Below are 15,057 nucleotides of genomic sequence, written 5' to 3' on the forward strand. Positions count from 1 at the left end.
TTCATTCTTAATTCAACCTTTCTCATAATGACCTCCCTTAAGGAGATATTATATACTTTTATTAAATTACATTGGGACATTTTCAATATTGATACATTGAGACATTATCATTTTCGAATGAGAACAACTAGTGGTGTAAATCATCATAGTTGACAGATTTACTGGCATACTATATAATACAGGTATCAAAGGTAAGTCTAAGTAAAGCGCCATTTTCTAGGTAAATGTTATGTGTTAACATCGCAACTTAGCGTTTGATGCCTTTAAATTAAAAAGTTACTCCTAGAGAGTAGCTTTTTTGTATCAAAGCGTGAAAGGTTTGTAATAAAAGTAGTATAAAAAATGCACATAATCAACGGTTCATCTGATTCATTACGTGCATTTTAAATTAATAGCTAATCCTATTTAACTCTTAATAATATTTTTATATCCCATATATGTGACAAGGAAATAAGAACCATAGATCGCTATGATAACTCCCGCTGTTGTAAGAGAGGACATCATAATATCTGTTTTACCAAAGCTCATAACCATGACATTGACGACATGTATTCCTACATAACTATGCACTAGGGCTAAGAGTAACGGCAACATAAAGTAAATCGCAATTTGCATTAGAATAGAACGATTCATCATACGTTTATCAGTACCAATTTTTGTAAGTATCATATAACGTTTCTTGTTATCACTTGCTTGTGATAACTGTTGAAGTGCTAAGATCACTGCACTTGCGATCATAAATACAATACCTAAATAAATACCAATATACGTAAACACAACACTTAAACCTTTGCTGTTGATGTAGACTTCATCTTTTGTAGGGTAGAAAAAGTCGATCGTTTGTAAAAATTGTTCTTCAGGTAAGGATTCATTTATTTGGAAAAGTGCATTACGTAATTCTTCCGCAAACGCAGCGTCACTTATAGAATCTACGTGGTTTGCGCTCCAATAATAATTTAATACCTGTGTGTCTTCGGGGATAAACTCATCCTTTACAACCAATGCTAATGTTTCTGTGTTTACAGAGGTTGTAGTACCAATTGGAATCGCCATATAGTCATCATTGGAAATTTTCAAGTCATGTCCAAATAACTGTATGGTTGGTTTTGCATCAAGTATCGATTGTACTCCATCCGCAAGCATTTCCGAGTTAGAAAATAGATATACTTCGTTATCAGATAGCTTGATGGTATCGTAATCTCTTGCCTTTAACTCTTGATTATAAGAACTTAAAGAGAAGACAGGTATAGATACATCACCCTCTTCATAGATCATACTTTTGTAGTTATCGCTTAAACAATCCATGATTGCTGGATCTTTGAAATTCACATCAGATTTGTATTTCTTTGTTAAGAATTCAGATTTGATTAAACTTTTATCAATAGGTAAGTTCGCTAACAATTCACCAGTGTTATCTGGCATATTCACAGGTTTTTCATTCGCATACTGATTGTATTGAAATGCTGTGTATGTGATATCATAAGGTGTCGAGTTACGTAGTGCTAGATTGATGGTACTATTTAAAGATAAGCCCGTAGATAACGCTCCAATACTTAACAACAACATAATACACACGATACTCATAGAAATGAAGTTTGAGTTAATGTTGGAATTGATTTGTCTTAGAATAAAACAGTTCAAGTTTTTAAAGTATACTTTCTTGCTTGATTTTATAACGGTTAATAAGAATCCCGCAAGAGATAGGAAGAATAGTACCGTACCAACACTTCCAGCAATGATAATCGGTAATAAATTCATAAATGCGGTAAAAGCATCTTTCATAGAAAAGTAGTAAGCTCCACCTAAACATACCAAGGAGATTATAAATACGATGATGGATACCCATACTTTTTTAATTTTTAATTCATCATTTTTACGATCTGCATGAATCAAATCAATCAATTTATAGCGATTTAATACAAAGGTATTAAAAAGCATCGTAAGTAGGAAGATTCCACCAAATGCCAATAATGTAACAATGGTTGCACTTGGAGAGAACACAAATCGATAGTTCAGGGTTACATCAAATAAACTAGCAGATACTGCGGTAAGTATTTGGGATAATAAGAGTCCTAATAACATCCCAATAACCAAAGATGTTAAACCAATGACAAATGTTTCATATACAAGAATTTTGGATATTTTGCGTTTTGGCATACCCAATAGCGTATAAATACCAAGTTCTTTTTTTCTGCGCTTAATTAAGAAATTATTCGCATATAAAATCAAGAACGCAAGAACAATGGCGACAAACACAGAAAGAATGGTCATTAACATCGTTAACATTTCGATAATTTCTAATTGGGTTTGACTCATTTCCATAACTGCTTGTTGTGCTTGAAAGGAATTAAAAGTATAAAATAAACAAACAGAGAACGCTAACGTTAAGAAGTAAATGAGGAAGTCTTTAAAACTCTTGCGAACGTTCTTTAGCGCGAGTTTAAAGTACATTGCTCGTGTCACCTCCAAGTAAGGTCACAACTTCTAATATTTTATTGAAGAAGTCTTTGCGAGAATCATTTCCACGTATAATTTCATTAAAGATTTTTCCATCCTTAATAAATAAGATACGGTGTGCATAAGAAGCAGTAAAGGCATCATGTGTTACCATCATAATAGTCGCGTTGTAATCGCGATTCATACGTTCCATAGAATCCAATAACATACGACTAGATTTAGAATCTAATGCACCTGTTGGTTCATCTGCAAGGATCATACTAGGATTGGTAATCAAAGCTCGTGCAGAAGCAACTCTTTGTTTTTGTCCACCAGATAATTGGTATGGGTATTTTTGTAATGTATCTAGGATATCTAGTTTGGTTGCGACTTCTTTCACACGCTTGTCAATATCTGAACTTTTTACCTTTTGAATGGTTAAGGCAAGAGCAATATTTTCATATGCAGTTAAGGTATCTAATAAGTTAAAATCTTGAAAGATAAATCCTAATTCATCTCTACGAAATTTACTTAACGCATCTTTTTTCAATGCGGTGATATCTTTATCGTTGATATAAATGTGTCCACTCGTTACATTATCAATAGTAGAGATGCAATTAAGTAATGTTGTTTTACCAGAACCACTTGGTCCCATAACTCCAACAAATTCTCCCTCATGGACTTTGAAGCTAATGCTATCTACCGCCTTTGTAATATTCCCACGGCTTCCATAATATTTTTCTATATTTTCTACACGTAATACTGGTTTCATAAAAACCCTCCCTTTCTAATTTTGTTTTTTAAATGTTCGTTTATTGCGGAAAGTTTCAGCAATACGATGGATATGAGAAACAGGATCAACATACACACATAGAATCCTGCGGGTAAGCTAGTTGGAAAGAACACACTGGCTAATAGTAAAAGCCCAGATGTAGCAATACACAGTTCAAAGCGATATATCCATAATCGTTTCATATATACACACCTCCATCGCTCACCTATAGTTTAAGGCATTTCAAGATTGGTAGCCATGGAACTGTATAACAATACCCTTACATTGTTGTAAGTTATAAAATTATTGTAGCACATATCGTATAGAAAAAAGATGTCAAATAGCTAGCTTTGACATCTTATAGAATACTTTTAGTTTTGATAATGTTTTTATAACCAACATAGGTCACAAGGAAATAGGATCCATAGATAACGAGTATGATCCCTCCAGTAACAATAGAGGATAAGAATATATCTGCTCTACCCATCATGACCACTACATAACTTACAACTTTGATTCCTACGATACTATGCACAATGGCTAGTACCAAAGGACATAAGAAGTAAATACCAATTTGAGAAAAGATAGAACGATTCATCATACGTTTATCAACACCAATTTTAGATAAAATGGTATAACGTCTTTTGTTGTCACTTGCTTGTGAAAGTTGTTGAAGAGCTAAAATTACTGCACTGGCAATCATAAAGACAATACCTAAATAGATTCCAATGTAAGTCAAGATAACGCTCAACCCTTTGCTAGATGAATATACATCATCTTTTGTGTTCATACAGCCAACAATTTGGAAAAAGATGTCTTCATCTAACGTTTCGTTTACCTTTAGAACCTGTTTCTCTACCATGTTCGCAAAGTCTTCATCACTTATAGAATCACTATGATTCACATTCCAATAGATATCAAAGACTTCTGTATCTTTAGGAATGTTAGAATCATCGACAACAAGTGCTAACATATCGTTATTGATTGCTGCAGTAGTGCCAATTGGAATTCCATCATAAGAATCATTGGCAGTCTTTAATGTTTTACCAAACAATGTTATTTCTGGTTTGGCATCAATTACATCTTGTACAATTGGCTTCATCATTTCTGTATTTGTAAAGATGAAGATTTCATCTTTATTTAAAGAAATTGGATCGTATCCTCGAACACATAGTTCTTGATTATATACCGATAATGGAATGGCACGTATTCTTGTATTGTTTCTAGTTGCCATTTGAGATTTAAAGAATTCATCTTGTATATGATCGATGATGCTTGGATCATTTAAACGAATATCTGCCACATATGATTTTTCTATGTTTTCCTCTTTGATATATTGTTTATCAATCTGCAAATCTTCTAGTAAACTTTCTGCGTTCAGTGGAAGATTGTTGTTTTTATCTGGTGAATACGCCGTATAATATTCCACTACATACGTATAGTCATAAGGCGTAGATAATTTGATTGTTTCATTGATGGTAGAGTTCAAACTCAATCCTGTTGATAACGCACCAATACTTAGTAACAACATAATACATACAAAACTCATAGAAAGGAAATTGCTATTGATATTAGAATTGATTTGTCTCAAAATAAAGCAGTTCAAATTCTTAAAGTATACACGTTTACAAGAACGCGTAATGGTTAATAAGAACCCAGCTAAAGATAGGAAGAATAAGAAAGTACCAATACATCCAGCGATGATAATCGGAATCAAATAATTTAAAGCTTCCGCACCCTTATCTAAAGAAATATAGTATGCAAACCCTAAACTAAGAATTGAAAGAATGAAGAAAATCGCATTTAACCAAACTTTTTTAATCTTAAGAGATTCATTCTTTTGATCCGCATGAATAAGATCAATCAACTTATAGCGACTTAATAGGAAACTATTCAACAACATTGAAATGATGAAGATTACACCAAAAGATATGATTGTGACAAGTGTTGCGTATAAGGAGAACACAAAGGAATAATGAAGAGTAACTTCAAACAAACCTGCTGTTACTACGGTTAACGCTTGGGATAATAGTATTCCTAGCCCCATCCCAACAAGTAAGGAACTAACTCCGATAATAAATGTTTCATAGATTAAAATCTTTGATATTAGAAACTTAGGCATACCTAATAAAGTATATAAACCAAATTCCTTCTTTCTACGTTTGATTAAGAAATTGTTCGCATATAGAATTAAGAACGCTAAGATAATCGCAACAAATACCGATAAAGCGCTCATTAAAACGGATAATTGTTCTACAAGCACACTCTGTCTATCGTTCATTTCCATAACAGCCTGTTGGCTTTGAAACGAGTTAAAGGTATAAAACAAACATACCGCGAAGGCTAACGTTAGAAAGTAAATAAGGAAATCTCTAAAACTCTTTTTAACGTTTTTAAGCGCAAGTTTAAAGTACATTGCTCGTGTCACCTCCTAATAAAGTAACAACTTCCAATATTTTATTAAAGAAGTCTTTTCGAGAATCATTTCCACGTACGATTTCATTAAATATTTTTCCATCCTTAATAAATAAGATACGATGTGCATAAGAAGCAGTAAAGGCATCATGCGTTACCATCATAATGGTCGCCTTGAATTCACGATTCATGCGTTCCATGGATTCCAACAACATACGACTTGACTTTGAATCCAAAGCACCTGTTGGTTCATCCGCCAAAATCATACTAGGATTGCTAATCAACGCACGTGCAGAAGCAACTCTTTGTTTTTGTCCACCAGATAATTGATAAGGATATTTGTTTAACGTATCCATAATATCTAATTTATAGGCAGCTTCTTTTACTCGCATATCAATTTCTGAACTCTTTACTTTTTGAATCGTTAAGGCAAGAGCAATATTCTCATATGCCGTTAAGGTATCTAACAAGTTGAAATCCTGAAAGATAAATCCTAATTCATCACGACGAAACTTACTTAAATCATCCTTTTTCAATGCGGTAATATCATGGTCATTGATATAAATATGTCCACTCGTCACACGATCAATGGTAGAAATACAGTTTAATAAAGTTGTCTTACCAGAACCACTTGGTCCCATAACACCGACAAATTCTCCTTCCTGTACTTGAAAGCTTATATTGTCTACAGCCTTTGTGATATTTCCACGACTCCCATAATATTTTTCTATGTTATCCACATGTAGTATTGTTTTCATAAACATCCTCCTCATTTGTATACTTTAAGTTTAATAGAGGAAACAATCCTATTCCATAGATGTATATATCATTGTTCTTACATTGTTGTAAGGTAAAATACAGAGCTATGTTTACCTTTTATAGAGATCTTCCATTTGTAAAGTATACTTATTGATAATTTATAAATAAAGAAAATATTAGTATAAATTAAGGAAGGATGATTCTATGAAAAGCGTAATTATAATAGCGAATATTTCTTTTGTCATATGCTTATTGTCCCTCCAATTTATATCGAAATTCTACAAAAATAGAAAGGTAGTGAAAATAATGGTAATAAATAGAGAGTTTATTGAATATAGAGATAGTTGTAGTAAGGCAATCAAAAGGTTCCTCTTGGGATTTTTTCTTAATCGTGAAGTCACATTATGTGATTTCGCAAAAATTTAAAGATATTTAGGATTTTGACATTTTATATCGTATATATATATTGAAGGGAGGTAATTAGATGAATGAAATAATTACAAATGATAAAGAGTTCAAAGATTTAGTACACGTAATTCGTGGACAACAAGTTATGCTTGATTGTGATTTAGCTAACTTATATGGATACGAAGTAAAACGCCTAAATGAACAGGTAACTAGAAATATTGAAAAGTTTCCAGAAGATTTTATGTATGAATTGACGAACACTGAAATGACTCTATTATCGAAGTCGCAAATTGCGACCACGATACAAACGAAAGGTAAAAAAGGAGGAAGAACTTCTAAAATAAGAGTCTTCACAGAAATTGGTGTTTACATGCTAGCTACAGTATTGAAAGGTAAAGTTGCCACAAAACAGAGCATGTATATCATGCGATCTTTTCAGAAAATGAAACACTACATTGTTGAAAACCAACAACTAATAAGTAATGAAGAAATTTTAAAACTATCTAATCATATGATTGATCAAGATAAAAGAATTACAGGCATTGAGTCTATAATGGTTACTAAAACAGATATAGACAAAATAATGGACAACTTCTTAGATGATACTCCGATCAAAGAAATAACATTCTTAGAAGGACAGAAGTTTGAAGCGAATGAAGCATATATCAACATCTATAAACATGCAAAACACACGATTTTTTTGATTGATAATTATGTAGATATTGACACTTTAACTTTACTTAAGCATAAAAAAAGAAACGTGAATATTACCATATTTACTGCTAATAAAAGTGTACCAAAATTACATAAACTAGAAGTAGACAATTTTAATAGAGAATATTCCAGTTTATATGTTAAAAGGATTAGAGAATTTCATGATCGCTATATCGTTTTAGATTATGGTACATCTGATGAAATTATGTATCACTGTGGTCTTTCTAGCAAGGATACTGGTAATAAAGTGAGCACTATTCACAAAATGTTGGACACAGAAGTTATGCATCCTGTAATAGATAGAATTTTAGAAAATAGTGACTTATTGTTTAGATAGTTTTTTTATACTTTAGGCTATTAGATAAATAGAAAAAGATAATCATTCATCACTGATTATCTTTTAATTTGTTCAATTTGTATCAACTTTACGAATGGAAGATAGAGATATGTAAAATTGTATAACGATAGGGGAAGTGTTATACTGAGACCATAGTTGCGATCAATACAATTCGCTACTCATCACAAAAGGAGGTGTTTTTGATGCAGAACACCCATTTATACTTAGCGTTATATGAGAACTATCAGATTCATAATCGAAGTGATCATCAAAAACCTCCCCTGTCATTGTTCGTTGAATACTTACGTTCTGTAGTATCGTAACGAATATAAGAACATACAGAACGCTTGATTTCTAGATATTAAGAAAGGGTGTACTGATATATGAATAAGACAATAGGTTTTGTGAAAAGTGATAAACTGTTTGAAAAGCGTTTGGCAATTTTGCCAGAAGATATTATGAAGATTACACATAAAGATTCAATTTTTATAGAAGAGGGTTATGGTAAAGATTTTGGCATAGAAGATGAATGTTACAACAAGGCGGGTGTACATGTAGAATCTCGAAAACAGGTACTTACTTGCGATATTGTTTGTGATCCTAAAATTGGAGAAGCAAGATATTTAAAGGATTTAAAAGAACATACACAATTATTTGGATGGATACATGCAGTAGAAGATCCTAAACTTACGTCCTTATTAGTGGATAAAAAGTTTGTTTGTTATGCATGGGAAGAACTTACGCATAATGGCCGTCATTTATTTTGGGAGAATAATTTCATTGCGGGAGAAAGTGCAGTATTGCACGCTTTGCAATGTCTTGGTATCTTGGCATATGGAAAACAAGTCGCCATCATTGGTCGTGGAAATACTGCGATGGGAGCGAACTATATCATACAATCCCTTGGTGGCAAGGTAAAATTCTTCAATCGTCAAATGGAACATGAACTACGTGATGAGATAGGTGATTTTGATATTGTCATCAATGCAGTACTATGGGACCCATCAAGAGTAGACCATATCCTGTATCATAAGGATTTACAACATATGAAACCACAGGCTATGTTAATTGATGTCAGTGATGATGTGGATGGCGCAATTGAAGGCGCTCGTTCCACAACAATCAAAGATCCACTTTATGAAATGGATGGTGTTATGGTATATGCAGTAAATAATACACCTTCTCTTTACTATCGCAGCGCAACTTCAACGATTTCGCCTTTGATTGCAGATTACGTGGACGCACTGATTACAAGCAAAGAGGAAATCTTAAAGGAATGTAAAATCATCTCCTGTGGTGTGATCCATGATGAAAAGATAACAACCTACCAAACAAGTATGCAACAAAAAAACAAAGCGATAATACACTAAATAAAAAAATGAAGGCACTGTCGAGTGTCTTCATTTTCATTTTAATAACATAAGTTTACTAATAGGAAATGTAATACAAATGGTTGTCCCCACTGATGGTGTGGACTGAGCATCAATGGAAAGATAGAGTTTATCACATAAGCTCTTACAAAGGTATAATCCCATACCTGTTGCTTTTTCATTGGTACGTCCATTTGTACCCGTAAATCCTTTATCAAAAATACGAGAGATATCGTGTTCCTCTATTCCTATTCCATTGTCATGAATATGTAAAGAAATATTATTTTCTGATTTTGTAGTATAAATATGAAGCACTCCTGTTTGTTCACTTGTGTACTTTAGGGCATTGCCAATGATTTGATTCAAAATAAATTCTAACCATTTCGCATCACTATACACATGTACGTCAATATCATCAATTTCCATTCGAATCTTTTTATAAATAAACGTCTTGGAATGTTTACGAATGACTTTATTGACACTTTCTTGTAAGGAGATATCTTTGATAATATAATCTTTTTCTGGATTCGTACTTCTTGCGTAATAAAGAGCTTGATCGACAAAATCCTCAATCTTATTAATCTCTTCCACAAGGCTTTCACTTGCTGGACCTGGATTGTTTTGTATTACCAACTGCGCTGCCGCAAGTGGTGTTTTTACTTCATGTACCCACATCTCAATATAATCTTTATAATCATTTTGACTAAGACGATAGGTATTTACATGCTCTGCCATTGATTTATCAACAGTTCTTAACGTATCATGTAATATTTTCCCATCCATAAATAAAGGTTCTTCTATCACTTCCGTTAAAAGATATTTCTTATCCAACCCTTCAAGAATACTTTCTAACTTTGTATAAAAGGATTTTCTTCTTCCAAATTCCACAAACATATTACAAAAGAAGGTAATCCAAATAAGTATTTCAATAATGATAATGACTTGGAAATTTGTCCTAACTGCATATAGAAACATAAAGATAACGGTACTTGTAAATAAGGTAAAGAGAACATAATAAAACTTCTCACGTAAGAAATCTCTAGTCCTCATATATGATATAACCCAATCCTCGTTTTGTCGCAATCAGATCATCTAACTGTAGATATTCCAACTTCTTACGCAAACGATTGATGTTTACTGTTAAGGTATTATCATCCACAAACAGATCACAATCCCACATATGTTGCATCAACTCATTACGAGATACGATTTTGTTCTTATTCTCAAACAAACAATGCATAATACGAAGTTCATTCTTTGTTAAATCCGCAAGTTTATCTCGATAGGATAAGGTACTCTTAGAAATATCCAATTGTATATCATGGATACTTAAAACATTTCCACTAGAATGTTCATACGCTCTTTGTAAAACACGTGAAATACGTGCTAATAAAATTTGTAAATTATAAGGTTTTGTGACAAAATCATCTGCTCCTAAGTTCATACTTATCAATTCATCCATTTCAGAATCACGACTTGTGACTACAATGATAGGAAGATTACTATCTTTTCTAATTTCACGACAGATAAAATGACCATCCACAACAGGAAGGTTCAAATCTAACAAGATTAAATCTGGTTTCTCTTCTTTTACAACGTCAAGAATATGTTCAAAATCAATAGGCGCAAGCGCTTGATACCCATTCTTTCCTAAAAAATCACTAAGTTCATTACGTATTTTATCATTATCTTCAATTACCATAATACGATACATGATATCACCACCTAGTCTTATTATAACGTATGAAATCTTCAAAAAAAAGTTTTATCTCAGCAACTTACAAAAGTGTTAGCTAACATATACTTCTTTTTTGTAAACAAAAGGCATTCGTAAGAAAAGTAACTATAATCCCATTGACAAAGTACACTTGATGTACTACTATTAAATAAAGTACATCGAGTGTACTTTATAGATATGGATGGGAGTACAATTATGGATGATTTTATAAGAGCATCAGAGCAAATTTCTCTTTTTTGTAGAATGAATATCAATATAAAAAGAGAACTTCCCGTTCGCTCCAGTGAAATGGGAATGTTGATTTATTTGGTGAAAACAGAAGAGGAAAAAACACCAATCGGAGTAGCACGATTTTTCCGTTTTACAAAATCAATGGCAACGAATATGGTAACCTCTCTATCTGCAAGTGGCTATATTGAGAAAAAACAATCTGAAACTGATAAACGTAGTGTTCTTCTCATTCCAACGGATAAGGCTATTCAACTTGTAGAAGATACGTATGAAGAATACTTTAAAATGATGTCTATATTGAAAGAACGAATGGGTGAAGAGAAATTTAGTGATTTGTTAGCATTATTGGAAACAGCAAATGATATTCTGTCGGAAGGAAAAGACAATGGGTAGAATTTTAGTAACTGGTGCTTCTGGGAACGTAGGTAAATACGTGGTAAAATACGCCCTTGAAAATGGGCAAGAAGTAACCGTAGCAGGGACATGTGTAGAAAGGCTTACCAAAATGTTTGGTGATAAAGTGAAGGTAGTTCATTTCGATTTTACAGATCCAACAACATTTAACAATGCTTTGGAAGATGTAGACAGGGTATTTATAATGCGTCCACCACATTTAGGTAAACCAGATGACTTAAAACCATTTATTGACGTATTAAAAAACCATGGAGGAATGAAACTAATCAGCTTTCTTTCTTTGATTGGCGTTGAAAACAACCCTGTTCCACCACACCATAAAATTGAGAAGTATATCGAGCAAGCAAAATTACCTTATTGCCATATACGTCCTAGCTTCTTTATGCAGAACATCAGTGGTATTCATGCTTTTGAGATAAAGCATTTTAACAGGATTGTTGTTCCAGTAAAAAAAGCATTAACTAGCTTCATAGACGCTGAGGATATAGGTGAAATCACTGCAAAGGTCTTAAGTGAGCCTGAGTCACACCAAAATAAAGGCTATTCAATAACAGGTTCAGAAGCAATTGATTATTGGGAAGTTGCAAAAATCTTATCTAAACAATTAGGCAGAGATATCATATATACCAATCCTAAACCATCTATTGCAAAAAAATATTGGATAGAAATAAGAGGATTGGAAAAAGAATATTGTACTGTTATGGGGATGTTGTATATGATGACACGTTTGGGAACAGCAAAAAAAGTAACACCAATTTTTGAACAGGTAATGAATAAGAAACCACAGACATTTGAGCAATTTGTAAAGAAAAATATAAGTTATTGGCAGTAACGATTAAGCGGTAGATTTAAACTCTACTGCTTTTTTTAGTTAGAAAAAGAAAGCATGACTTGTATCGTCCATATGCTTTCTTATCCATTTGTATTTGCCATCGAATTATAATTCGCTACGATTGGCTTATTTGTGACAATATGTAAGTCAACTTCTAAAATCTCATATTTACGAATATGCATATGATTACTTAATAGTTCAATTCTTGCAAGTTCCTTTGTCTTAAATAACATTGGTATGGTATCATCCATAATCAAGTGATGTGAACTTCCTTCCCCAAAACGTGTATCGATTCCAGAAAACCATCGGTTGGTTTTGGTACTTCGAATAGCGTACATGATCATTCCTCCTATGTTCATGATTGCCATTCTTTTCCATCTTATGCATTAGAATTGAATTTTTGAGTGTAACACCTTACCAATAATTTGTATACGATTGGCTTGCATATCTTCTTCACTAAAAACTTTAGGTTCATATACAGGATTGGTCGCCATAAGGATTAAGGAATGTTCTTTCTTAAGCACTTTCTTAATCGTGACTTCACTTTGATCTAATAAAACTACCGCAATATCCCCATTATCCACATCCTGACAAGTCTTCACATATACCAAGTCCCCATCATTGATACGAGATCCATTCATAGAATCACCTTGTACTTTTAAATAATAGTCCCCTTGTGAAGCCTCTTTCTTTGTGACTTCTTCATATCCTAACAAATTCTCATTGGCAAATAAATCATACCCAGCTTTCACATATCCTAAAATAGGTTTCACTTGTCCATTAAGAAAAGTAAACACATCAATTCCAAATAACTCCGACAGCTTTTCTAATTTAGAATCTGGTATATTTTTCGATTCTCCGGATTCCCATCGTTTTACGGTAGACTTCGCGACACCTACGACATCTCCAATGGCTTCTAAACTCATTCCATTGATTTTGCGATAATAGGTAATTAGTTCACTAAGGTTCATAACATATCCTCCAGTACTATATGGTTAGTTTACCATAGATATGAATGTTGTCAATAATGGAACGATCATTTTTCACAAAATGGAAAATAATTCAAATGTTCCAAAAACTATTGAAATATGGAACAAAAGTATTATAATAAATTCAGAGGTGAACGACATGGGCGAACGAGTTATTTTGCATTGTGATATCAATCATTGTTATGCACAAATTGAAGAGATGAAATTTCCACAGTTACGAGGTGTACCCATGGCAGTTGGAGGACATGAAGAAGAACGGCATGGAATTATATTGGCAAAAAATGATGAAGCAAAAAAATTTCATATTACAACAGGAGAATCCTTGCGGGAAGCCTATGCGAAATGTCCACATCTTCGCATTGTTCACCCAGATTATGAAGAATACATTTATTACACAGATAGAGTGAAAGATATCTATCATGAATATAGTGATAAGGTAGAATCTTATGGATTGGATGAGGCATGGGTTGATGTAAGTGAATCTCTTCCTTTATTTGGCTCTGGGTATGAAATCGCAAAACTTATTCAAACAAGAGTTTATCAAGAAATTGGGTTAACAATTTCCATTGGTGTTAGCTTTAATAAAATATTCGCAAAGCTAGGTTCTGATATGGATAAGCATATGGGGTTAACAGAAATCACAAAAGAAAACTATAAAGAAAAGGTTTGGGGTTTATCTGTTGGAGAACTCTTTTATGTAGGAAGAGCCACAAAGAAAAAGTTACAATATTATTCTATTGAGACAATTGGACAACTTGCCCAATTGCCACTAGGGTGGATGAAGGATCATTTCGGGAAAATGGGGGAATGGATTTGGTGGTTTGCGAATGGAGAAGATGTATCTGAAGTAGCACTCTCTAACCACAAGGAACAAGTAAAATCAGTAGGTAACGCAGTTACTTCTCCTAAGGATGTTTGTACATTTGAAGAGGCAAAGCTAGTGTATTATGTTTTGGTAGAATCCATCGCCTCACGATTGAAAGAACAGGGACTAGCAGGGAATATTATTAGTATATCTTTGCGTAGTAAGGAGCTTATTACTTTTCATAGACAAAGAAAGATAGCACAGGCAACCAACTTAGCAAATGAAATCATGCCGCATGTGATAGAACTTCTACAAGAAAATTACACCTTTCAAGTACCTCTTCGAACCATTGGGGTATCCATTAGTGGAATCGAAAAGGATAGCACTTATCGACAAATGAATTTCTTTGTGAGTGAAGAAGAACGCCATAAACAAAAATGTTTGGAAGAAACCATTGATGGAATACGTATAAAATTTGGATTCTCTAAGGCAAAGCGATGTGCCATGTTGTTGGATAAAAAGCTAACAAATTTTAATCCTAAAGAAGATCACATTGTATATCCGGTTTCCTTTTTCTAGGAGGTCTTTATGAAATTATATAAACGTTATGTAAGTGTATATCAGAAGGTGGATAAAGAAGGTGGGATTACACCAATTTCTATCGTATGGGAAGATGGAAGAGAGTATGCTATTGATCGCATTATAGATGTAAAAAGAGCAGTATCAGAAGTAGGAGGATGTGGGATTTTATATCGTTGTCGTATCGCGGGGAATATTCGCAATCTATATTATGAAAGAACAAGGTGGTTTATGGAAAGTACAAAACCATAAACATGT

At 33.2% G+C, this 15,057-nt stretch carries 14 protein-coding genes; 6 read left to right on the forward strand and 8 right to left on the reverse strand.

What is annotated here, in order from left to right:
* Window positions 1–405 precede the first annotated feature (405 nt).
* The 4 genes from ACWG42_RS05480 to ACWG42_RS05495 form a co-directional block, all read right to left on the reverse strand.
* Window positions 406–2,451 (reverse strand): FtsX-like permease family protein, encoded by a 2,046-nt coding sequence (locus ACWG42_RS05480; protein ID WP_455790668.1) that lies wholly within the window; start codon window positions 2,449–2,451, stop codon window positions 406–408.
* Window positions 2,441–3,208, reverse strand: coding sequence for an ABC transporter ATP-binding protein (locus ACWG42_RS05485; RefSeq protein WP_455790669.1), 768 nt, complete (start codon window positions 3,206–3,208; stop codon window positions 2,441–2,443). Before ACWG42_RS05485 ends, ACWG42_RS05480 begins: the two co-directional genes overlap by 11 nt.
* Window positions 3,209–3,566: 358 nt before the next feature.
* Window positions 3,567–5,624, reverse strand: a complete 2,058-nt coding sequence (locus ACWG42_RS05490; protein ID WP_455790671.1) for an ABC transporter permease — start codon at window positions 5,622–5,624, stop codon at window positions 3,567–3,569.
* Window positions 5,614–6,381 carry an ABC transporter ATP-binding protein gene (locus tag ACWG42_RS05495; RefSeq protein WP_455790672.1) on the reverse strand — a complete coding sequence of 256 codons (768 nt, stop codon included), beginning with the start codon at window positions 6,379–6,381 and terminating at the stop codon, window positions 5,614–5,616. Before ACWG42_RS05495 ends, ACWG42_RS05490 begins: the two co-directional genes overlap by 11 nt.
* A gap of 485 nt (window positions 6,382–6,866) precedes the next feature.
* On the opposite strand from ACWG42_RS05495, the gene ACWG42_RS05500 reads away from it, so the two are divergent.
* Window positions 6,867–7,841 (forward strand): ORF6N domain-containing protein, encoded by a 975-nt coding sequence (locus ACWG42_RS05500; protein ID WP_455790673.1) that lies wholly within the window; start codon window positions 6,867–6,869, stop codon window positions 7,839–7,841.
* 383 nt (window positions 7,842–8,224) lie between these two features.
* Window positions 8,225–9,211, forward strand: a complete 987-nt coding sequence (locus ACWG42_RS05505; protein ID WP_455790674.1) for a N(5)-(carboxyethyl)ornithine synthase — start codon at window positions 8,225–8,227, stop codon at window positions 9,209–9,211.
* Window positions 9,212–9,247: 36 nt separating this feature from the next.
* On the opposite strand, the gene ACWG42_RS05510 is transcribed toward ACWG42_RS05505, so the two are convergent.
* Window positions 9,248–10,261 (reverse strand): sensor histidine kinase, encoded by a 1,014-nt coding sequence (locus ACWG42_RS05510; protein ID WP_455790675.1) that lies wholly within the window; start codon window positions 10,259–10,261, stop codon window positions 9,248–9,250.
* Window positions 10,251–10,925: a response regulator transcription factor gene (locus ACWG42_RS05515; protein ID WP_455790676.1), complete on the reverse strand. Its 675-nt coding sequence runs from the start codon at window positions 10,923–10,925 to the stop codon at window positions 10,251–10,253. Before ACWG42_RS05515 ends, ACWG42_RS05510 begins: the two co-directional genes overlap by 11 nt.
* 219 nt (window positions 10,926–11,144) lie before the next feature.
* Between ACWG42_RS05515 and ACWG42_RS05520 the strand changes: the two genes are divergently transcribed.
* Together ACWG42_RS05520 and ACWG42_RS05525 are read left to right on the forward strand one after the other, a co-directional pair.
* Complete coding sequence (locus ACWG42_RS05520) at window positions 11,145–11,573, forward strand: MarR family winged helix-turn-helix transcriptional regulator (RefSeq protein WP_455790678.1); 429 nt, start codon at window positions 11,145–11,147, stop codon at window positions 11,571–11,573.
* A complete protein-coding gene (locus ACWG42_RS05525; RefSeq protein ID WP_455790679.1) occupies window positions 11,566–12,426 on the forward strand; it encodes an NmrA family NAD(P)-binding protein in 861 nt (286 codons plus the stop codon). The genes ACWG42_RS05520 and ACWG42_RS05525 overlap by 8 nt, the downstream gene beginning before the upstream one ends.
* An 80-nt stretch (window positions 12,427–12,506) precedes the next feature.
* Here ACWG42_RS05525 and ACWG42_RS05530 read toward each other — a convergent pair whose 3' ends face one another.
* Both ACWG42_RS05530 and ACWG42_RS05535 read right to left on the reverse strand, forming a co-directional pair.
* Window positions 12,507–12,764, reverse strand: a complete 258-nt coding sequence (locus ACWG42_RS05530) for a hypothetical protein (protein ID WP_455790681.1) — start codon at window positions 12,762–12,764, stop codon at window positions 12,507–12,509.
* A 48-nt stretch (window positions 12,765–12,812) separates the two neighbouring features.
* Entirely contained in the window at window positions 12,813–13,397 is a 585-nt protein-coding gene (locus ACWG42_RS05535; protein WP_455790682.1) for a LexA family protein, read from the reverse strand.
* Window positions 13,398–13,554: 157 nt separating this feature from the next.
* Between ACWG42_RS05535 and ACWG42_RS05540 the strand changes: the two genes are divergently transcribed.
* Both ACWG42_RS05540 and ACWG42_RS05545 read left to right on the forward strand, forming a co-directional pair.
* Window positions 13,555–14,799, forward strand: a complete 1,245-nt coding sequence (locus tag ACWG42_RS05540) for a DNA polymerase Y family protein (RefSeq protein WP_455790684.1) — start codon at window positions 13,555–13,557, stop codon at window positions 14,797–14,799.
* Window positions 14,800–14,808: 9 nt separating this feature from the next.
* The gene (locus ACWG42_RS05545; RefSeq protein ID WP_455790685.1) at window positions 14,809–15,051 is read left to right on the forward strand and encodes a hypothetical protein; all 243 of its coding nucleotides are present in this window, start codon (window positions 14,809–14,811) and stop codon (window positions 15,049–15,051) included.
* Window positions 15,052–15,057 lie beyond the last annotated feature (6 nt).

Source organism: Amedibacillus sp. YH-ame10 (assembly GCF_053848885.1).